Source organism: Heyndrickxia acidicola (genome assembly GCF_001636425.1).
Classification (GTDB): domain Bacteria; phylum Bacillota; class Bacilli; order Bacillales; family Bacillaceae_C; genus Bacillus_AE; species Bacillus_AE acidicola.
Genome location: NZ_KV440953.1, coordinates 1,569,522 through 1,588,511 on the forward strand (window position 1 = coordinate 1,569,522; position 18,990 = coordinate 1,588,511).

General features: G+C 39.0%; 26 protein-coding genes and 2 riboswitches. All 26 genes read right to left on the reverse strand.

From position 1 onward, the window contains the following. Positions 1-136: 136 nt before the first annotated feature. The gene (locus A5N88_RS07305) at positions 137-1,267 is read right to left on the reverse strand and encodes a GH25 family lysozyme (protein WP_066264469.1); all 1,131 of its coding nucleotides are present in this window, start codon (positions 1,265-1,267) and stop codon (positions 137-139) included. A 19-nt stretch (positions 1,268-1,286) separates the two neighbouring features. Further along, positions 1,287-1,667 carry a hypothetical protein gene (locus A5N88_RS07310; protein ID WP_066264471.1) on the reverse strand — a complete coding sequence of 127 codons (381 nt, stop codon included), beginning with the start codon at positions 1,665-1,667 and terminating at the stop codon, positions 1,287-1,289. 12 nt (positions 1,668-1,679) lie between these two features. Continuing rightward, the gene (locus tag A5N88_RS07315; RefSeq protein ID WP_066264472.1) at positions 1,680-2,018 is read right to left on the reverse strand and encodes a hypothetical protein; all 339 of its coding nucleotides are present in this window, start codon (positions 2,016-2,018) and stop codon (positions 1,680-1,682) included. A gap of 75 nt (positions 2,019-2,093) precedes the next feature. Beyond that, positions 2,094-2,396, reverse strand: a complete 303-nt coding sequence (locus A5N88_RS07320) for a hypothetical protein (protein ID WP_066264474.1) — start codon at positions 2,394-2,396, stop codon at positions 2,094-2,096. Between the two features lie 45 nt (positions 2,397-2,441). Continuing rightward, positions 2,442-2,528, reverse strand: a riboswitch (cyclic di-GMP riboswitch). Positions 2,529-2,667: 139 nt separating this feature from the next. Beyond that, the gene (locus tag A5N88_RS07325; protein ID WP_066264475.1) at positions 2,668-2,970 is read right to left on the reverse strand and encodes a hypothetical protein; all 303 of its coding nucleotides are present in this window, start codon (positions 2,968-2,970) and stop codon (positions 2,668-2,670) included. Positions 2,971-3,016: 46 nt separating this feature from the next. After that, positions 3,017-3,104: riboswitch (cyclic di-GMP riboswitch) on the reverse strand. Positions 3,105-3,189: 85 nt separating this feature from the next. Then, on the reverse strand, positions 3,190-3,663 hold the full coding sequence (locus A5N88_RS07330; RefSeq protein WP_066264476.1) for a hypothetical protein: 474 nt from the start codon (positions 3,661-3,663) through the stop codon (positions 3,190-3,192). Positions 3,664-3,682: 19 nt separating this feature from the next. Beyond that, complete coding sequence (locus tag A5N88_RS07335; protein WP_066264477.1) at positions 3,683-4,354, reverse strand: DUF4376 domain-containing protein; 672 nt, start codon at positions 4,352-4,354, stop codon at positions 3,683-3,685. An 11-nt stretch (positions 4,355-4,365) separates the two neighbouring features. After that, a complete protein-coding gene (locus A5N88_RS07340) occupies positions 4,366-5,451 on the reverse strand; it encodes a PQQ-binding-like beta-propeller repeat protein (protein WP_066264478.1) in 1,086 nt (361 codons plus the stop codon). Beyond that, entirely contained in the window at positions 5,451-5,801 is a 351-nt protein-coding gene (locus tag A5N88_RS07345; protein ID WP_066264479.1) for a hypothetical protein, read from the reverse strand. Before A5N88_RS07345 ends, A5N88_RS07340 begins: the two co-directional genes overlap by 1 nt. 17 nt (positions 5,802-5,818) lie before the next feature. Continuing rightward, entirely contained in the window at positions 5,819-6,442 is a 624-nt protein-coding gene (locus A5N88_RS07350; RefSeq protein ID WP_066264481.1) for a tail fiber protein, read from the reverse strand. Positions 6,443-6,456: 14 nt separating this feature from the next. Then, positions 6,457-7,077, reverse strand: a complete 621-nt coding sequence (locus A5N88_RS07355) for a hypothetical protein (RefSeq protein WP_066264482.1) — start codon at positions 7,075-7,077, stop codon at positions 6,457-6,459. After that, on the reverse strand, positions 7,070-8,248 hold the full coding sequence (locus A5N88_RS07360; RefSeq protein WP_066264484.1) for a baseplate J/gp47 family protein: 1,179 nt from the start codon (positions 8,246-8,248) through the stop codon (positions 7,070-7,072). Before A5N88_RS07360 ends, A5N88_RS07355 begins: the two co-directional genes overlap by 8 nt. After that, positions 8,238-8,603, reverse strand: a complete 366-nt coding sequence (locus A5N88_RS07365) for a contractile injection system sheath initiator (protein ID WP_066264485.1) — start codon at positions 8,601-8,603, stop codon at positions 8,238-8,240. Before A5N88_RS07365 ends, A5N88_RS07360 begins: the two co-directional genes overlap by 11 nt. Further along, positions 8,600-8,953 (reverse strand): hypothetical protein, encoded by a 354-nt coding sequence (locus A5N88_RS07370; RefSeq protein ID WP_066264487.1) that lies wholly within the window; start codon positions 8,951-8,953, stop codon positions 8,600-8,602. The genes A5N88_RS07365 and A5N88_RS07370 overlap by 4 nt, the downstream gene beginning before the upstream one ends. Beyond that, positions 8,950-9,930 carry a phage protein gene (locus A5N88_RS07375; protein ID WP_066264488.1) on the reverse strand — a complete coding sequence of 327 codons (981 nt, stop codon included), beginning with the start codon at positions 9,928-9,930 and terminating at the stop codon, positions 8,950-8,952. The genes A5N88_RS07370 and A5N88_RS07375 overlap by 4 nt, the downstream gene beginning before the upstream one ends. Then, entirely contained in the window at positions 9,920-10,318 is a 399-nt protein-coding gene (locus A5N88_RS07380) for a phage baseplate plug family protein (protein WP_066264489.1), read from the reverse strand. The genes A5N88_RS07375 and A5N88_RS07380 overlap by 11 nt, the downstream gene beginning before the upstream one ends. 8 nt (positions 10,319-10,326) lie before the next feature. Beyond that, positions 10,327-10,890 carry a LysM peptidoglycan-binding domain-containing protein gene (locus tag A5N88_RS07385; RefSeq protein WP_066264490.1) on the reverse strand — a complete coding sequence of 188 codons (564 nt, stop codon included), beginning with the start codon at positions 10,888-10,890 and terminating at the stop codon, positions 10,327-10,329. Next, positions 10,890-15,173, reverse strand: a complete 4,284-nt coding sequence (locus A5N88_RS07390) for a phage tail tape measure protein (RefSeq protein WP_157090622.1) — start codon at positions 15,171-15,173, stop codon at positions 10,890-10,892. Before A5N88_RS07390 ends, A5N88_RS07385 begins: the two co-directional genes overlap by 1 nt. A gap of 7 nt (positions 15,174-15,180) precedes the next feature. Beyond that, positions 15,181-15,369 carry a hypothetical protein gene (locus A5N88_RS07395; protein ID WP_066264493.1) on the reverse strand — a complete coding sequence of 63 codons (189 nt, stop codon included), beginning with the start codon at positions 15,367-15,369 and terminating at the stop codon, positions 15,181-15,183. After that, positions 15,353-15,694 carry a hypothetical protein gene (locus A5N88_RS07400; RefSeq protein WP_198160197.1) on the reverse strand — a complete coding sequence of 114 codons (342 nt, stop codon included), beginning with the start codon at positions 15,692-15,694 and terminating at the stop codon, positions 15,353-15,355. The genes A5N88_RS07395 and A5N88_RS07400 overlap by 17 nt, the downstream gene beginning before the upstream one ends. A 32-nt stretch (positions 15,695-15,726) precedes the next feature. Continuing rightward, on the reverse strand, positions 15,727-16,128 hold the full coding sequence (locus tag A5N88_RS07405) for a phage structural protein (protein WP_066264495.1): 402 nt from the start codon (positions 16,126-16,128) through the stop codon (positions 15,727-15,729). A 50-nt stretch (positions 16,129-16,178) separates the two neighbouring features. Further along, entirely contained in the window at positions 16,179-17,204 is a 1,026-nt protein-coding gene (locus tag A5N88_RS07410) for a DUF3383 family protein (RefSeq protein ID WP_066264496.1), read from the reverse strand. 1 nt (position 17,205) lies between these two features. After that, entirely contained in the window at positions 17,206-17,670 is a 465-nt protein-coding gene (locus A5N88_RS07415; RefSeq protein ID WP_066264498.1) for a phage neck terminator protein, read from the reverse strand. Beyond that, entirely contained in the window at positions 17,663-18,025 is a 363-nt protein-coding gene (locus A5N88_RS07420) for a hypothetical protein (RefSeq protein WP_066264500.1), read from the reverse strand. Before A5N88_RS07420 ends, A5N88_RS07415 begins: the two co-directional genes overlap by 8 nt. Next, a complete protein-coding gene (locus A5N88_RS07425; protein ID WP_066264502.1) occupies positions 18,009-18,617 on the reverse strand; it encodes a hypothetical protein in 609 nt (202 codons plus the stop codon). The genes A5N88_RS07420 and A5N88_RS07425 overlap by 17 nt, the downstream gene beginning before the upstream one ends. Continuing rightward, positions 18,601-18,984 (reverse strand): DUF4054 domain-containing protein, encoded by a 384-nt coding sequence (locus tag A5N88_RS07430; RefSeq protein ID WP_066264503.1) that lies wholly within the window; start codon positions 18,982-18,984, stop codon positions 18,601-18,603. The genes A5N88_RS07425 and A5N88_RS07430 overlap by 17 nt, the downstream gene beginning before the upstream one ends. Positions 18,985-18,990: the final 6 nt, after the last annotated feature.

Below are 18,990 nucleotides of genomic sequence, written 5' to 3' on the forward strand. Positions count from 1 at the left end.
GTATAAATATGTTCCTTTTTAATGGAAAATTAATTGTTTTACATCGTTCAATTTCGCACAAATAGCCCTTATACAATAAGGGCTATTTGTGCAAAATGATTCACATTAATTATCCCCAAAAACCAATAGATTATACCTACTCTATCTGCAACTTTTGTTTTGGAAAAATAATATTTGATTTCAGTTTATTGATGATTTTCACCTCGGACACTGTTAATTGATACTTTTGGGCAATTCCACTAAGAGTATCACCCTTTTTGACTGTATACGTTTTTGTAGTTAGCTTTTTTACTATAGGCTGCGAAGTAAGCTTGCTATTAGACGTATTTGTCTTTGCTGGCTTAACTCCACTTTTCAATTTGGAAAGTAAAGCTAAATTCTGTGCTGACGTCCCTTGGTAGTTGGTTATACCGTAAGACTTGGAAAGCTTGGAACGATTTGAATAAGAAGCGTCCATGTGCTTGGACTTCATATAGTTTACAAGTGAAACACTTTGGATGGTCCCTACGGACTTCGTCACCTTTTGAGTAGCTGCAGTCTTAACAGTATACTTCCCGGCATAATCCTCGCTTACATCGAAATAACCGTAGTTGGCCATTCCGATAAACCGGTAATTCTGGGACCACTGCCACGCCCCCTTACCATTACTAAACTTTGCAGTAGGTTGGTTTTTAACTGGATTTCCCGGATAAGATGCTAGCCATGGTTTAGAAACGTTTAAGGATTGTGGCTTTAATCGGTTGTTATAAAAAGATGAACCAGTATATAGATCCATTCGAGAATAGCCCAGGTTTTTCATCTCTGTAATGAATGTATTCGTATATTCTGTAAGGGCAGCAGGGTTACTCGAGAGAGTATCTGCCTCTACATCAACAACAACATATCCATCCTTTTTCTTATCAAATCCGACTAATTGCAATTTTTTATCAAACCAATCAGCTTCGGTCTTTGCTGAAGGTTTACTAGTGAACCTGGCAAAATGATATGCATTTACGATTAATCCTGCTTGTTTTGCATTTGCAATGTTGACGGATGCTGCAGGATCCACATAATATGAACCTTCTGATACCTTTACAACTACCCCGCCGATACCTCCAGCCTTAATAGTCTGATAGAAAGCAAGCGGTAAACCATCTTCATTATTATGATGGCTAACGTCAATAAAATCGACGTCTGGAGTGCTGCTTGCATGGGCATAAGATCCAAAAGAAAAAGCTAGTCCGAATATAAGGACTAGCCCAGCTGTAAATTTATTTATTTTTTTCAATTAATTCATCCCCCTTTATTTAATTGCTATGTACTGGGATTACTGTGACAGGACCTTCAGTAGAAGGTTGAGTGTTGCCTGCAGAAGCTACAATTTGTTTTGCTGCTTCCACTTTTGCGACTGCAGCTGCTTCTTGTTCTTTCTGATGTTGTTCAGCAACTTTAGCAGCCTTTTCTTTGCTTTTTATAGTTAAATAAGTATTTATTAAACCGGCACAAGAGCCAACAAAGAAAATACCAAAGGCAATTATAAACTGAGCAATCACATTTACAGTGTCACTTGTAAACCAATTGACATGAATGTGCGCTGTTGTTAAGGCTGCTAATAGGGCTGTTAAAAGAGTTAATGCATTTAAGGATAATTGCTTCCACCAGTTAAGATTAGATAAGTATTTCATCATTAGAAATCACTCCTATTGTTTTAGTAGTTGAATTGTTGTTTGAATTAATAAATATAAAATGCCCCCTCCACCAATGGCAGAAAGAGCAAGTTCCCAACGTTTAGATTGACTTGTTTTTTTTATTCCAAGCGTATGAGCAATAAGCTGGTTTAGAAGATCATCTTGCTCCTGACGCTGTTTATTAATTAATGATTTTTGCTCCTTGCTTTCTGTAAGCAGAGCATTGTGAATCTCTAGCTGGCTTGTACGTACCGTAAGCATCTCATTTTTCATTTCCCCATAACTCTTTTCGAGATCCTGAATGCGTTTCTCATGCTCTGCAACCCTTTGCTCCATTGTCATTTCACCCATGTCTGACCCCCTTGCTCCTCTTAGAGCATAAAAAATACACCTTCTTTTCAAAGGTGCTGATTTGTCTACTAATATTTATTTAATTATTTTTCTCAATCTGTATTCTGCCACTCTTATATCCATATCCGTTGATAATCCTGTTAGGATTCTTACCATCATATTGGTATTTGACATCTTTTTTAATGTAAAAAGTACTGTTGGTTTATTCTCTTTAATCAATGTCATAACTTCCTTTATAGGTAATGGATTTGCGCTTATTCTTAAAAAAGATCTTAGAAAGTTTAAAAATTCACAAGCAGAAGTTGATTCGTCTGGATATTCCTCTAGCAAATTGTAAAGATTCTTAATACTCATCTTTAATTTTTGATTTTCACCCATGTTCATTACCTCCACATATATTTAACCAAATGCGGATAGTACCGATTTGGCGGCCTGGCAATCATTACTCATAAGAGTTTTAGACCCATGGCTTTGCGTCCTAACCTTTCGATTAGTTTGCCTTTTTCAAATTAGGGTTTGGTTACTATATACCATTTTATTATAGTTTTTTAATCATAGGTTTCAATATTATTTTAATTTTAAGCTTTGTGATTCCGATCTATATTTAGACATAAAAATACACCTTCTATTTAAAGATGCATAATGATTTTTAATGGATAATTTTATTCAATCTCTCTTCAGCTAAGGTTAACCCCATTGATAATTCTGTTAGAAATCTTAGCCTATCATTTTTTTTAGACATTTGTTTTAAGATATTAAAAACTATGGGCTTATACTCTTTAATTAATGTCATAACTTCAATTGTAGGTATTGGATCCTTTGCCTTTATTCTTAAAAAATATCTTAGAAATGATATAAATTCAACCACAGAATTAGAGTTGTCCGGTTGCCCTTCTAATAAACAGTTGAATTTTCTTATGCTATTCTTTAATTCTTGATTATTTTCACCCATGTACATTCCTCCACACAAAATTTTAACCAAATGCGGGTTGTACCGATTTGGCAGCCTGGCAATCATTACTCCATTAGAGTTTTAGACCCATAGCTTTGCGTCCTAACCTTTCGATTAGTTTGCCTTTTTCAATAGGGAAATTATCCTACATTAATATCGGCACAAATTATCAATGCTTGAGTGATTCGATAAATATGCTTGTTCTTGAATCAGAGCGTCCTACTCTGCTGTTAGCTTTTTCAAATATCTACTGGTTGAAAGTGAAGTAGGTGAAAGCAAAACTGTTGGGTCCAATAAATCAATCCCCAGCTTTTCACGAAACCCATCAACAATCAACTCATCACAGTTTACCTGTCCCTTAGACTTAATTACAGGAGTACCAAATAAAATGTTTAAAGCCCTTGTAATAATATACTTCCAATCGTACTTATCGCTTAGATTTACTTTTATATAATCAATAAGCAGCTTTTTTTGTTGTTCGGTAAGCTCTATGGCCAATTCGTAAACGTCATAGCTTTTGCTCTTGTAGTTAAAATGCTGGATGCTAACCGGAGTTTTATAATCCGTCTGGAGAATATGAATATGGTCCAGCATTAAGGCAACATGGCTATATTGTCCTTTGGTAAAAAGCTTAATAATCCTAGAAATCCACGAATTCCCCCGGTAAAAGACAAAATTAAAAGGCTGAAACATGGTTTCACCCCTCCTTCCTTTACCAATTTATTTTATCTACATCTGCATTTGTAGTAGCTTCTTCCACTTGTGGCTGTAATGTGTTTCTGAGTTTGCTAATGTTTGAGTTTATATGTTGGAAAACTTGGAGCTTTAAAGTGTTAAATGTTGTCTGATCTATGTTGATTCGTTCGGTTTTACCTGTATTAGTGTTTATTACTGTCCATTCAGCTTGAGTGATTGCCCCATCCTTGAAAAGAGTATCTGTCCCTTGGAAATTTGCTTGGGCAGCTAGTGAACAAGAGAACTTATATGAAGTGCCATTAACCGTTGCGTCAAAACCGGCTACAATCGTATTATTACATGCTTCATCTAGTTGGACCATCTTTGCATTTCGAACATCTGCAAGTGCAGCTGTAGTTAAATCTAGTTCTTTGTATTTTTGATCTGCTGTTTTAAGTTGGTCTTGTAAAGCTTTTAGTTGCTCTTCAGGTGTTGGTGGAGTATCAACGTATTCATAAGAAAATGTTTTATCCGTTGGATTGAAATATAAAACAGGTGACTGTCCAGGTTGCGGGTTTGGATGTGGGATGGAATCAACCAATTCCCCGATCGCTAGGATTTCAGGTGGTAAGGAGGCCGGTTCATAGTGCTGTAAAGTCACCCTTGCTTTTGTGTCGCTTTCTTTTTCATATTGAATAAAAATACTCATGTTAAAACCTCCTATGATAGTGTGACACTTTCAAAATATTGACCTAAGTTGTTGTAGGTGTTACTTGAAACGGTTATTTGCCAAACTATTATAATTCCGTCTGTATCATACATATAGAAAAAACGGGTTGTATCCGTTCCCCAATTTGATGCTACGGGACAAGTCTGTTTATAAGCTAAAGTTCCATTTATATTCAGTTTAATGTTATTACCATTTTGGTAATCATTACAGAAATACCCATTTCTCATAATCACAAATGGCGAAGGTGCATAAGGAAAAGTTAATGCATAGGTCCATTGCTGAACTTTTGAATAGTTAAAAGCGATCACAGATGTAGCAGTGTTACTAAAATATACTTGGTTCAAATAATCAATAGCAGAAACATTGCTAGCAAGACCTATCCACGTTGCTACTTGGGAACCTGTTGTAATATCAAACTGATAAACTGTTCCGCTATAAAACGTATAGAAATATTTATCAAGAATAATCGACTGGGATCCTGTTTGAGAAATTAAACTTGATATGGATATTCTTGTACCAGCGGACGGGTCTATTTTTTCATAAATTACACCACTTGAACTTGATGTATAAATAACATATAGATAACCATTATAATATTTTAAATTATAGTCACCATTGAAAGCGTAATTTGTTGAATACGTCCATACAGTTGCCCCTGTACTACAATTAATCTTTTTAATCGTTTGACTGGTACCAAAATACATATACACATAACCGTCATTATTAGAGGTTATTTTAGCTAAATATGAAGTTGGTAGTTGGTCAGTAGAGTTTTTAACTGTTCCAGTTAGCTTGTTATATATTGTTAAATAATAAGTACCGTTTCCAGTTCTAAGATAAATATAAGAATTATCTTCTCCTAATATATACATTTGAGAATTCGCATTCGAATATCCCGGATATTTAATAATAGGCGCATTTTGTTGTGTAGCTGTAAGGGACACTTTGTCATTAGTGCCATATAGTAATTTATTTCCTATTACTCCCTCAATCATTACATCTTTTTTAATATTAGAAGGTGCTAAATTTGTATCTCCAGTAATTCCAAAGTTATTTAAAGAATTTCTAATGGGCATTATTGCACCTCAACTCCACTTACGACCAGCGTAATCGCTCCACTAGTTCCCTGTAGTGCCTGAAGAGTGTCATTTGCACTCAGGGCAGTATTTAATTGAGTAATCACAATAGAATCATTTGGATTAACTGTTTTAGTAGGTAAAATCTGATTGGCTGCTGCTACCCCATTAACTCCAAGTGTGATAGTTGCTGGTGAACCGGATGTATTTACAGCCATAATCTCCTTTATCACTGCTGTGGCATAAGGAGTTGGTTGATTCTGAGTGTTTGATGGAGCAGTATAAATGGTTTGAGCCGTAGTAGATGGCTGATTTTGATAAAACTTCTTTATGTTGGGTGTTCCAGGCATTTAGATACCTCCTTTATCTATTGGATCCAATACATCAGAGAATTGAACGGCGTTGCATTATTTACTGCTGTTAATACTGCGTTAGAAGTTGGAGCTTTTGAAGTACTTGTTGTAAGAGAACTATCTAACTGAACTAATCCAGAAATTGATGTTGTGGCAGCTGGAACACTTTGCAATGCAGAGTCAGCTTTTCCTAATGAAGTTTGTACAGCATTCTCAAGATCTGTTTTTGGAATGCCTGTTGATGGTTTTGTATATTTCTGACCAACTGCATCATTTACTGTTTTTACTGCTTTAGGAGTTGCGGCAGTAGTTTCATCTGTACTATTAGTATCGCTGTTTAGCTTGGTTATTCCTTTTGCAGTTAAGCTAGCGTCAGCTGGAGCAGTTTCATTTAACTGCCCTGCAGGTATCTTGCCATTTTCGTCAAGTGATGCATAACCATTAGCTTTGCCTTTTTCTTCTTTATGCTGAGCATTGTCAAAAAGACTCTGTAACGCTGAATAGGCTTTATTAAATAGCCAGTTGAACCAGTCGGCAGGAGGATGTTCACTCATTCCCCATCCACTGTCTTTATGCGCCTGGGGAGGTTCGGTACCTGAAGCGTTCCACTCAGGTAAATCATTTTGATCAAATGGCATTTTTTCACCTTCTTTTAAATTGGTAGTTGAATATCTGTCGCAGTAACCAATACTCCACTAAGTGTGCCTCCGTCTGATCCATCAGATGAAAGTCCATCAGGACTGGTTTCCACCTCATTAAGCATAGAAGAAAAACGGAAAGTACCATCTAAATTGACATGGGAAACACGGGCATCACCAGGAACCACCTGCTCTACAAACTGCATAAATTGGTTAGCACTCATGCCAACCTGATTTAAGGTTGTAATAGGGATTTTTTTAATTACAATGGCGGCCGGCTCACCTTCCCCTGCCTCGATCGAGCTAAGAATCTGCATTTGACTTGGGTCACAATTAAGAGTCTTGGAAAGCGACTCTATCATGCTATTAATAGTCCCATCTGATGAGCTCCTTGCTTTCTTTCCTCGAATCATCATACGGTAAATTTCGTCTGTGGCCTGACCTCGATATTGATTAACGTCAGATCCTATTTCATCCAGGACAACACCTTCTGCCTTATCGATATCCATCCATTGTTCCATCGTATCAAGCGTGTCGTTTAAGTCCTGTACCTGGTCATTAATAATAGTGAATAGATTGCTGAAATTCGGTTTCTTCAGTGCTTCTACAATCATCGTCAACATATCGTTAAGCACTAATAACCACCTCGATATTTTCAAATGATGTCTCAGCTACCTGTCTCTGCGTTATGACTATGTTTGACGCTGCCAATTGATCTTCAGATGTCCCCAGTTCAATCGTTACATCATCAATCCCTGCAACTTGATATACATTGTTATACAACTGAGATAGAATCACACTTTCGCCCATGCTCAATCCATTTTGAATGACTCCGTCTTGGTCTACTCCACCAATTTTTACGACAAGATTATTTTTAATCTGGTCTGATCCATCTGCTTCAAATTTTGAATTGGTTGTAACTGTAATTCGGCCATAAATCTGGACTTCCTCCGCGTAGTCGAAGCTAATGACATGGTCTACGCCTGAAAGGTCCTGTACTGTTACTTGTAGTTGGCCCACGGTTTGACTGGTACCCGATACACTATTAAACAACGAAGCTGCTACATCTTCCTTTAGCCCTCCCAATACATAAGCATGAACGCTTTTTGGCGGGTTTCCATCTTGATCGACATCCATCGTTTTATTAAAGACTACAGAAGCTGACCGAACGGAGGGAGTATTAAGTAAAGCTGTATAAATAGCGTCAGCTGTACTTTTCCCATTACTTTCGTTTGCTTGTAGGAGCCGTTGCTGGTAAGGTGTGTCGTCTTCTAAATCAGCACCACCAGAAGCCGGAATAGGATTATTTACCTTAAGAATATCTTCTGTTGGCTCAGCTTGATCTATAATCGTGTTTGCGGCTACATTATTATATTGACCACGTTCTAAGGAGACTGCCTCCCCACTACCATTTCCCGATGCATCTAGGGTCACATCTTCTGTTAACATAAAATAGATTCCGTTTGAGGTAGTAAACTCAGTTTCTGCATCAATTAAATAATTAGGAGTACCCGTAAAATTAAGTGTTGTATACGCATAGGTTGCGGGATTTCTAGGAATATTTTTATCTCCCCCATGGTAATCTAGTTGAATTCCCTCTGATTTTTTAATATAACGACTGTTATACACCCGTTCCTGGTTGTCCCACAAAATGGATAAGAACCATGCGAAAATACGAAGGACAATACCTAAAGGTGTATAGGCATTTGTATTGGTATTTTCCCCATATAACTCTTTCGCTTTAGCTATCATCTCGTCCAATAAATCACTGTACGTTTTCCTGGTGAATCCATTGTTATCCAGCACCCACATTCACCCCCTCAAGAGTTACTGTTTGTCCGTTAATAGAGACTATTGTGAGATCTACACTTAAAATTCGATTGGATTTATCAAGGGTAAAGGTTACTTCACTCACTTCATCTACTCTGTCTTCTTGCATAACAGCTGCCACGATATCGGCATGAGCAAGATCCTCATCAAACTGCTTGGTTAAAAGGTTATCTCTATTTAAGCCTACGGTTTCATCTAGAAAGAATTCTCCTAGTCGTATGCTTAAAATGGATTCAATAGCCTGCTTTAGTTCTTCTTCATCGCTGACCAGCTGTAATTCTCCATTTTCATCAAAACCTATATCTCCGTCTATTAGTTTCCAAGTGTTCACGCTTCCCACACCCCTATCACAATGGCATCATTATCACTGAATAACACGTGAGAATCGGGATCTATAAATTCAGTGCCATTCAAATTAGCCAGTGAACGTTGTGCGCAAGAATAAAAAACAACACTCCCATCCTTGATATCACTCTGGCAATGCTTCATAACTGGCGCTTCATAAATAGGAGACTGTTTATAGACACTGCCTTCCTTATCAGAAGTTAAAAATAAGGGCTGGAGATCAGCCCTAAAGGTCGTAGGATTGTATTTAATCACCCTTGCCGGAGCTGTTGTATTAATCCCTAAAAGTATATGATTTTTATACTCATCGCTAAAAAACTTTGTTGTATGGCTCATGAAACCACCTCAAAATCACTAAAAAAATCAGTTCCATCATAGTAATGTTTTCCGTAGCGTACACGAAACTTGCCATTGGCAGTACTACTTTTTATATCTATTAAGGAGGCTGTTGTAATTCGGTATTGTAATAGGCACCTTACGTTGTAACCTTTGGTCGTATTATCTTCAAACTCATCTGGAGGATAAACTAAGCCAGTAGCCTCGCTTAGTTCAAACCGTTCATCGTTTCCTGTTTCGATAGATCGAATGACCATATTGCCACGCCGCCAGTACATCGAGGCACCGCAATCCTTCACTATAGTCTCCAGGTCGTTTTCTATGACACCAGAAACTTTATATCCACTTGTATATACCTTATCTCTAGGTAAATTAAATTCTGCCAGTTTAATTCCCAGGATTCGGACTAAACGGGAGATGATTTGACTAGCCGTTGTTCCTTTTTTAAACGTGATTTGCATGGTTTGTTTTCGGTATTTAGGCACTTTAACCGTCTTATACTTTGTGGTCCGCGTATGTTTATGCTGATGTTTTTTACCATTTTTATCAGTCGTTGTTGTATAGGTTACGGTCTTACTTGGCTTCTTCAATTTATAGCGTTTTTTAACAAAATACTTCTGGGCAGGATCAGCGACGGATGAAGTAACTTTAATGCCCGAATAATCGTTGCCCTCTTTAAACGTGATGGTTGTTATTTTATCGACTCCACTGTATTTAGTGAGCGTCTTAGTAATTTTTCCTGTAACTAAAACACCGTGATCGCTCTGGTATCCAGCAATCACGGTGATCGTGTCGTTCTTTTTGATTTTATTAATGGTTGTATTCGTTAAATTGGAGATTTGAACTGTACTAATGTTAGGCTTGGAATCATCATCGAAATTCACTTCAAACTGTATTTCCAAGTCTGCATTCGTAAAAACTCCACTGCCAATCATGATTTTTATATACCGGCCATAGAGTAAAGGACTAGTCGACATTCGGATCATCACCATTCAAATTATCGTTGGTATCATAGTCGTCAACATTAGGTTCTTCTGAAGGATCACCAATATCATCAACAAACAGAAATACAGTAACACCAAAGTTTTCATAGGTCACTCTTTTTTCATTACCGGCTTCATCCATTGCCGTGAGTGTTGGAGCTGGAAGACGTTCATCTACAATATCCTCAAAAAGGGGTCTATTTAACATCATCTTTTCTCCAAGGACGATGACATTTCCGTCTATATCCCATAAATCCACGGAGAAAAAATCATTCGTTTGATTGTAGTTTATGCCCATTGTGTACGTATCTTCTGCCAGTTCAATATCAAAGATAACCGGTACCTCTTCTTTATCGAAATCGATATAATTTCTTTTAGCCATCCATTCACCTACTTTATCCGCATGTTAGCTCCTACGGGGATTTTCTTCTCTGGCCATGGGTTTAAGTTTTCTAAAGCCTTGATGGTTGTCCCGTATCGATGAGCAATGCTTCCATATGTTTCGCCACTCCGCACCTTATGATAAACCGCATTCGTCTTCTTGGTGTTGGATGTACTTTTCTTTCCGCTCGTTTTTACAGCGGTCTTTTGAGACACATACGGACTATTTGCAATCCTAATCTCCTGGAGGTCGATGCTAACAGCCATCCCGTTTCCAATCGTATTATCATACGTAAGTTGGATATTGGTGATAATGACATTTTTAGCAGAGGTGCGGCCTACATAACTTACAACTGTCCCAGCATTTTGTTTCTTTTCTAACGCATTATAAATTTTTTCAGCATCGCTGCTTGTCTTACCAAGAATCTTTCCGGATATGTTAAAGGTTTTTGGCTGCCGTTGAACTCCGTCAGTAACCGGTAAACCCTTTTCTGTAGGATAAGAGGTGACATTTACTGTATTGGTCTTTGTTTCTTGCAGATTGGCAATTTTATAGCCTGCTAAAACCCCCATTACATCGCCACCCCCGGATCAAACATCGCTCGAAGATCTTTCATAAGTTCTTCAATCCCTTTATTAAGTACCTGTTGTACTTTGGATTCCAAACTACCATTAGAGTCACCAATATTGATATTAAAAACAGGAGAGAGATTGATTGTTATATTTCCTTTTGTTTGTTTCAAAATGTCCTGTGTCTTATTGGTATTATGAACGTTGCTGCCATCTGGTAGATCTACAAGTTCTGGTCCGTCTTCTCCAACCAAAACCCGATCATTACCGAATTTCCGGCCACCCATTTTATATCCCTTATACTTACCGCCACTTGCCAGACTCTTAATGCCAGGAACATTGTCAATGGATCCATAACGGGATATGGAATAACGAATGGATGCGATGGCATTATCTACTGGATTCCATATATCGTTATGGCCCGGGAGAGCATAGGCTTTAAATGTACTATCGATCGTTTGCATTAACCCTTTGGAAGGATGACCGGCCTTTGCGTTGCTATCCCATAGATTAATAGCCCGCGGATTGCCCCCGGACTCATGCATCGCTATTTGGCTTAAAGCAGGTAAATAGGAAGGAGAAACACCCGTTGCTCCGATAGCTTCTAATAACCAGGCTTGTACTTGTTTGCTTCCTGCAGCCTGTCCACCACTACCTACAAAGTCACTGACCGCACTTTTCACATAATTCCCTATACCGTCCTTAGCATAATTAAGAATTCCGGTTCCTAATCCAGGTGAATTACCCAAGTCGTTTTTCATTGGTAAAAAATTAGAGAACCATTTCTCAATTTGTTGGACAGGGTGTAAAAACCAAGAAGTAAAATCTTGTATGGCTCCCAACGTTCCACTTGCGTACCCTGGCATTGTACCACTAAGACCGCCATTCAGTACTAGCTTTGTCTGACTATGAGGTAAAACACGGGCACCTTTTGGTAAGTCAACTACCTCTGCTCCATTTTGTCCTACTAAGGTAGCGCCTTTATAAGGGATATAGGCTAGTTCCGGTCCTTCTTCCCCTACTAGAGATTTTCCTCCGGGATGATAACTTGTCCCTGCTGCATAGGTTGCCATGGCGCCTGTACCAGATACATTAATACCCCGAGAGCTAGTAGCACTAGAACTACTTGGTGTAGTAGCATTTGCTCCTGTCGTCCCAGCTGGGTTCCACATTGGAATAGTAGGAATATGCATGAACTTCAAAACATTGTTTATTCCACCTGAAATCCAGTTCACAACTTTAGATAAACTAACTTCAAATTGATTCCACTTGCTCAAAGACTGTCCAGTTTCCCAATCAATTTCGTTAAGATGTCCTTTTGCCTGTTGTTTAGCTGCAGCTACGACTTTATTATTCATATCGTTAGCTAAACTAACTGCGTCATCTCTTTGCTTTGTGGCATTCTTTTTAATCTCATCGTATTGGCTCTTTGAAATGGACCCTGTTACGTAATATTCCTGATCAGCTGCATCCATCACTTGTTTATATTTCTTATTGGCCTCAGAGACAGCTCCGTTTCTCGCTTTAACTGATTGTTTAACGATGTCAGCAGCTTGGCTAGCACTTATTTTTTCGCTATCATCTCTTAATTTGCCCAAGATTAATTTTTGTTCCCTGGCTGATCCAGATAGAGCTGTTATGACGTTTTTATTTTGTTGCTGTTGGAGTTTTTCAATCTGGTTTTTATACTTTGTTTGGACATTGCGTCTCTCTTCTGCTGCTCGTTGCTCAAGAGACTTTATTTTATTCATTTCCTCTTCAGTTAAGGCTATACCTTTTTTCTTAGCCTTTGACTTGATTGCGTTAATTTCGCTTTCATACTTTGAGGTGATTTGTTTTGACTCGATGTACATATTTTTATTTGCAGCTTGAATTTTTTTATTAGTCTTTTCAATATCACTTTTCTCGGAAGCCAGAACACGATTGTGGGTAACTAATATTCCCTTCATGTCATCTGCATTTAAAACCCCAGCTGTAACAAGCTTTTGCAAGTTACCCTTTGTATTTTTAGCACTTTTAGAGAGATCATCTTCCACATTTTTGGCCATATCATTAAAATTTTTAGATAGGCTATTAGAAGCACTTTTAGAAAGCTTATCACCTGATATAGAAAGGTACTCCAATTGTGAAGTAGCTTTGTCGTTTAGCTGTTTGAAATCGTTGTATGCTTGGGCAGTTGTTTTGGAAACTCCCTTGCCAAATTTCTCTACGCCAGTTAGGGATGAAGAGAATGATTTTTGTATTTTAGGTCCTAACCATCCTCCTAGCATTTCTCCTCCTACACTACCTATTGCAGCACCAGCCATAGTTCCGGCTGGTCCTAGAAATGATCCTAAACCGCCACCAATTGCTCCGCCAATAAGGCTTCCGCTAAAGTTGCCTATTTTTTGGCCAGAATTATTGTCATTTATATTTAGAAGGTCAGTAGCAGAAAGCAATGTTCCTACATAAGGAACTGATTTTAATGCTCCTTTGCCAACTCCTTTTGCAACACCCTTGCCGACTTTTCCAAGCTTAGATAATACCCCTGATTTAGCAGCTGATTGCTCAACTTCTTCTACGGCTGTGATTACTTTTCCGGTGCTTCCAGTAACTTTCTTATTGTTTGCTTCTTTCATCAGCTGGGAATAACTCTTTGCGCCTTTTGCACTATTAGTACTTGGCGCAACGACATTACCACTTGATGATTCCATGATTTCATTTGCCTTTTTAACTTGAGAGGCCATTTCAAGTGCGGATGCCCCTGTCTTAGCCATTTCACTTCGATAATTACTAAAGGAAGGTCCTGCAGTTTTCATAAAGTCTTTTATAAGCTTTATGCCCTTATAAACCTTAGAAAAGAAAAACACAGTAGGAGCCCCTACTGTAGCAATTAAACCTATTTCAACGGCTGTCCGTTTACCTGAGTCACTTAGGCCATTGAACACATTACCTGCTGCAGAAAGAATGTTTGTCATCTCTCTGATTGCAGGTGTTAGGACATCAGAAACGTTTATAGCCATACTTTCCAGAGTTCCGTCTAACTGTTCTACAGCTCCTGCAAAGTTATCCTGAATGGTATGTGCTGCCTTCGCTGAAGCCCCGTCGGAGTTCTGCAAAGCTTTAGTTAAATCCTCATATTTCTTAGGACCAGCACTAATGACTGCTAGCATGCCGGAGGTTGTTTCTTTACCAAAGATCGTAGAAATGGCCGCGGCCTTTTGGGCCTTTGTCATTCCTTCCATTCCGGTTTGAAGTTCACCTACAATCGTCCCAAAAGGAAGCATTTGTTTATGGGAATCAGTTATTTTAACTTTAAGATCATCTAGTTCAGCCGCCGCTTTATTAGTAGGACTAACTAATGAAAGCATGGCTGATCTAAGCGTGGTACCGGCGGTTTCCCCACGGATACCCGCGTTTGCCATTAATCCTGCAGCTGCTGATACGTCTTCCAATGATAATCCTAATGTATGTGCGACTGGTGCAGCATATTTAAAGGTATATCCAAGGTCAGTAATATCAGCATTTGTTTTATTCGCTGACATAGCTAGTACATCCGCAATATGAGTAGCCTTAGAAGCATTCAACCCAAAAGCATTCAGAGCATCAGACATAACAGAAGAGGCGATTGCCATATCAGCACCTGATGCAGCTGAAGCATTAATGACACCCGGAATGGCTCCCATTATGCCCTTTACAGAGAAACCTGCCTGGGCAAGATTCATCATACCTTCTGCCACTTCTGAGCTAGATTTGGTAGAAGCAGCTCCCCAATAAATAGCTTCTTTCCTCATGGCCTGGAATTGGTCTTTAGTTGCGCCACTAATTGCTTGGACACCACTCATTTGCTTGTCAAAATCCATACCAACTTTGACAGCTGCAGCCCCCAGGTCAGCCATTTTTTTAGCCAATAATCCGGCTCCAATGGTTTCCATTGCTTTTTTAGCTGTATCAGCATTTAAGACAAGATCTTTAAGTGATTTGCTCGCACCGTCTACACTTTTCTTCTGCTCATTAAATCCATCTCTGGCTTTTCGAATAGCAGAGGCTAAACTTTCATGCTGGCGACTCGTATCCTTGGACTGCTTTGCATTCATACTCAGGGAATCTGTATTCTTTTTTACCCCTTGGCTTGCTTCAACATATTGTTTTCCAGCAGTCTCTATTTGTCTGCCACTTGCCTTCGACTGATTCTCTAGCTTTGCCGCGGATTTAATGGAGGCATCGATGAGTTTGTCTGCTTGTTGTAAAGGGTTAGAGTTGACTTCAATATTGACTTTCATAGTAGTATTTCTTAAAGTCTTCAATTATCCATCAACTCCCCTCAAACAGCTTTAGTTTTAATCGGGCAGCCGCGTTGGCTACTCCTAATTGATGAGCTGTCATTTTACTCACTTCTTCCTTGCTGGCTATCCCCGCCATTACGGGGAGCCAGAAAGAAAATTCTTCTTCAAGTTTTCGATCATATACCTCTTTTGGATCGAACCTACAGTTGGCGTCCAAGAAAGTTATCGGCTAGTGCCATTACCTCACGCAGACCATTGTTTGTGTCCCAGTGATCCCAATCAACTTTTGGACTTACTATGACATTGTCCATGATTTCCTGATAATAAAGGGAATCAATAATATTTCCAAAACGGTTTTTAGATCGATCAACAAGTTCAATGGTGTCTTTTACTCCTGGGAACTGAAAAGTATAATCTACACCTTCAACTGTATGTGTTTCTTGCAAACCGAATTTACTAATTGGTTGTTTAGGTGTGGAAGTGACCTCCGTTTTATCCACAGTATTATCCACATTTTGATCTATAGTTTGGTTTTCAGGCATTTAAAATTACCTCCAGTATTTTAGTTTTTTTATTAGCTATTAATAATGTCAAAATCTCCGACTTTAATTGTATATGCACGTGCTTCATTTCCATCTGAGTAGGTTGCGTCTGCAACCTTTGTAACCATCGCCTGTGTACCTCCACGCTTCTCTCCACCAATCGGATCATCCACCCAAATAGGAAAGAATGCGTGGCTTTTAGCCAGTCCGTTGAAAAACTTACAGAATGGTGATGTTTGGTTAAGAGTAAGTGTGATTGTACCCAGCTTTGAATTATTAATAGCCCACGTGGCTTCTCCTTGAGCATTGGATTCTACTGTAACGTTGTCGTCATCCTTATTTGCTGTAACGAAAGTTCCTTTTTTAAACCCCGTTACACTCATATTCTGTGCTGTTACTGCAATTTGGGAAGCATCATAAACTCCATCTGCCATTTCGTTTCCTCCTCTTTATACAAAAAAGCGAGCTAAAATGCCCGCCTTTGTTATTCTTCAACAATTGTTCCTGTAACGGTCATTTCATGAACAGCGCCCTGTGGTGTGTACTGAAAACTTAGCCCACTATAGATGCGCTTTTCACGATCGGTTTTAGGAATTTGATCAATCGGTGTAGCAGTTACTGAAAAAAGTGCATTTCCATTTACATCTTTTTCAATAATTCCATTTTGAGTGGCTGTCGTCAGCACGGTGGTTAGGACTGACGAAGCCATGGATACCCCAATACTATTGCTTGGAATTTTATCGTTGTCCGAAAGCAAGAGCTGCAGTGAATTTTCACCGTTAACCTTCACCCAGTCCTGGCCATGTAAGATATCAATATACTGTCCTGTCGCAGTGATGCCTTCAGACGTTTGAGGGATGCCGGCTTTTTCTACATACATATTTGCCCCAGCAGCATGAATGGCTTTAAGATCATCTGAAGTGATATCAACGGGTGTAATTCCTACAAGATTCTTACGGAATTTCCATGTTATTGATCCTACTTGCAAAGAGGCTGCCTCTCCAATAATCGCCGCATCCAGCTCTTCACCTGTTTTGCTAGGGTGATAATAACAAATAGTCCTTGAATTAGAGATATACTGTGCCAGTTCATCCTGTGTTTCTACTTTTAAAACAAGGAACTTAAATTTATGAGCTTCCAAAGCATTTGATACAGCTAACCTTTCTGAAGCAATCGCGTCTGGTAAAAGCAAAAAGTTCCAAGCATTACCGAAATACTTTTCAAATGCTGCCACAATGGTTAGTCCCGTGGAAGGATCCCCACCGCCAGTCGCACTATAAGTTGCCACAGCCACAATGTCAGGAGCATTGGCTTGAGCAAAGACGGCCGCAGCCTTTTTGTAAACCGTGGTAGTTTCCGCATAATCTTTTACTAAGTCATCAATTGATGCATATTCTGTATAAGTTGACGTTGTTGAAGCAGATTCTGCTAAGATTAACGGCCGGCCAAGGCCCACTCTCGGAGATGGGCGTTGAATATCTATTGTTACTTGAATGTCTTGAAGTGCCATCTTATTCATTACCTCCAGTATTTATTTGAATGCTTTCAATAGAATCAGCATTATCTACAAAGGAATCTCGGACACGGAGTTGAATATCAAACCCAGCTGTTCTCTCATAATCTATTGAAATAAGATTATCTCTGGCATTACTGTTAGACGTATCAACCAAAACAATTCCGTTATCCTCTAGTGTTTGTCTTCCCAATGTAGATTTAAGATAGGTTTCTAGCTTTTTAGATAAATTTAAGACGCCTATTGAACTAGTATCATGCCATGTAAGTGACAGTACTATTTCAAAGAGGCGTCCATCGTAATTTCTTTCAATTTCAATCATGGGAGAGGTAAAAGTAAACGTACAAAAAGGATATTCAGGTTGATCACCTGAACTATTGCCTTCGATAAGCTGATATCCAGTTGCATCACTAACAGACTGAATAAGAGCACTGGTTACGTTTTTATAATCAAAGTCACTCAAAGGCGCTCACCCACTTTAATTCATATTGATTGAAGCTAGCATAATCGCCATATGGGATCACCTGCTCAACCGAGTATTTTTGGTTGTTGTAAATGATTATGCTCTTTGGCGGGATATCTAAATCAATTAGTAACTGCCTGTCCAACTTAGTAAGACGGCCACCACTTTGATAAATTTCATTGGATGAATACGGAATAACTGCTCCTGTTGTATCAATAGGATCTGCAGTGGGCGATGCCTCCCATTCCCCGGTTTGCTTACTATAAGTCCCTTTTGTACCTGCTTCAGGACTAATAACCTGTATCGGAAAACTGTATTCGGCAAGCAAATCCGAGAAATCAAACATACTCCCCATTGTCCCTCACCAACTTCCATGTGACATGACGCCTTAAGCTGCCATCAACAATTAACGGATTATCCGATCCTTTATTTTCAACAGTTAAAGGAGCATTCGGCGGTGTTCGAATATCCCTCATTTTTTCTTGAATATCCCCTACAATTTTTGCTCCTAATCGATTGAATACTGTTTTAGCATCGATCTCTAACTCACAAACCTTTTCAATCTGACCCTCAAGAAAATCCAGCCACTCATCATTCTTTTCATCAAATGTGGATCGCACAAATGAACGTTCAGGGATGTTTACACTCTCTTTTAGAATAAACATAACCTTAATTCCATCCCCGTCTTTAACCGCAAGAACATTTTTCCCTTTTGGTCTAAACAGGCCTGGTATATCTGCAGCTTTCCTTCCCTCAGCTTCTTTTGTGGGTATGGTTAGGTATTGATTTTTCGCATGTATTGTCATACCAAACTCATGAACGTTGGCAATCATAGTATAAAAAGAATCGTCCGACCCGAATATACCAATCTCAATCGAGTATCGATCAAGCTCGGCTAATTCCTGGTAAAGACGATTCAATCCTACTTCATCAGTAAGGACGTCCATATCCAACCACCGTTAAGTTGAGGCGTCCACGGCCGGTAACTCGACGCATAAGGCGATCGTATTCCTCACCGTAAGGCGTTAACATTGCAGCACCTTTTCCTGTTTCACCGCTAGCTCTTGATAGATTATAAATCTTCGTTAGAGGACCCACGCTCTCCTCATTTGCTTGTCTCACATTAATAGAAGCCATATGAGCTGCTAGATACCTAGTTAAGCGTTCGTGGTACTCTTCCTTAGCGCCAGTAGTCAAAACTTCTTGGAAGGCATCGTCAATGAATATCTGCAGATCATCATCACTCATAATATTGAGGTGCTTTGCAATTGCTTTAACACGAGCAGGCGTTGTAGGGCTTGTATTTTCATCCATAGGACG

Bases quoted from the DNA above. Each gene is read 5' to 3' on its own strand.
- A5N88_RS07310 (WP_066264471.1), bottom strand. From the start codon at position 1,667: ATGATGAAATACTTATCTAATCTTAACTGGTGGAAGCAATTATCCTTA.
- A5N88_RS07315 (WP_066264472.1), bottom strand. From the start codon at position 2,018: ATGGGTGAAATGACAATGGAGCAAAGGGTTGCAGAGCATGAGAAACGC.
- A5N88_RS07320 (WP_066264474.1), bottom strand. From the start codon at position 2,396: ATGGGTGAAAATCAAAAATTAAAGATGAGTATTAAGAATCTTTACAAT.
- A5N88_RS07325 (WP_066264475.1), bottom strand. From the start codon at position 2,970: ATGGGTGAAAATAATCAAGAATTAAAGAATAGCATAAGAAAATTCAAC.
- A5N88_RS07330 (WP_066264476.1), bottom strand. From the start codon at position 3,663: ATGTTTCAGCCTTTTAATTTTGTCTTTTACCGGGGGAATTCGTGGATT.
- A5N88_RS07335 (WP_066264477.1), bottom strand. From the start codon at position 4,354: ATGAGTATTTTTATTCAATATGAAAAAGAAAGCGACACAAAAGCAAGG.
- A5N88_RS07340 (WP_066264478.1), bottom strand. From the start codon at position 5,451: ATGCCCATTAGAAATTCTTTAAATAACTTTGGAATTACTGGAGATACA.
- A5N88_RS07345 (WP_066264479.1), bottom strand. From the start codon at position 5,801: ATGCCTGGAACACCCAACATAAAGAAGTTTTATCAAAATCAGCCATCT.
- A5N88_RS07350 (WP_066264481.1), bottom strand. From the start codon at position 6,442: ATGCCATTTGATCAAAATGATTTACCTGAGTGGAACGCTTCAGGTACC.
- A5N88_RS07370 (WP_066264487.1), bottom strand. From the start codon at position 8,953: ATGAGCCATACAACAAAGTTTTTTAGCGATGAGTATAAAAATCATATA.
- A5N88_RS07375 (WP_066264488.1), bottom strand. From the start codon at position 9,930: ATGTCGACTAGTCCTTTACTCTATGGCCGGTATATAAAAATCATGATT.
- A5N88_RS07380 (WP_066264489.1), bottom strand. From the start codon at position 10,318: ATGGCTAAAAGAAATTATATCGATTTCGATAAAGAAGAGGTACCGGTT.
- A5N88_RS07385 (WP_066264490.1), bottom strand. From the start codon at position 10,890: ATGGGGGTTTTAGCAGGCTATAAAATTGCCAATCTGCAAGAAACAAAG.
- A5N88_RS07400 (WP_198160197.1), bottom strand. From the start codon at position 15,694: ATGCCTGAAAACCAAACTATAGATCAAAATGTGGATAATACTGTGGAT.
- A5N88_RS07405 (WP_066264495.1), bottom strand. From the start codon at position 16,128: ATGGCAGATGGAGTTTATGATGCTTCCCAAATTGCAGTAACAGCACAG.
- A5N88_RS07410 (WP_066264496.1), bottom strand. From the start codon at position 17,204: ATGGCACTTCAAGACATTCAAGTAACAATAGATATTCAACGCCCATCT.
- A5N88_RS07420 (WP_066264500.1), bottom strand. From the start codon at position 18,025: ATGGGGAGTATGTTTGATTTCTCGGATTTGCTTGCCGAATACAGTTTT.
- A5N88_RS07425 (WP_066264502.1), bottom strand. From the start codon at position 18,617: ATGGACGTCCTTACTGATGAAGTAGGATTGAATCGTCTTTACCAGGAA.
- A5N88_RS07430 (WP_066264503.1), bottom strand. From the start codon at position 18,984: ATGGATGAAAATACAAGCCCTACAACGCCTGCTCGTGTTAAAGCAATT.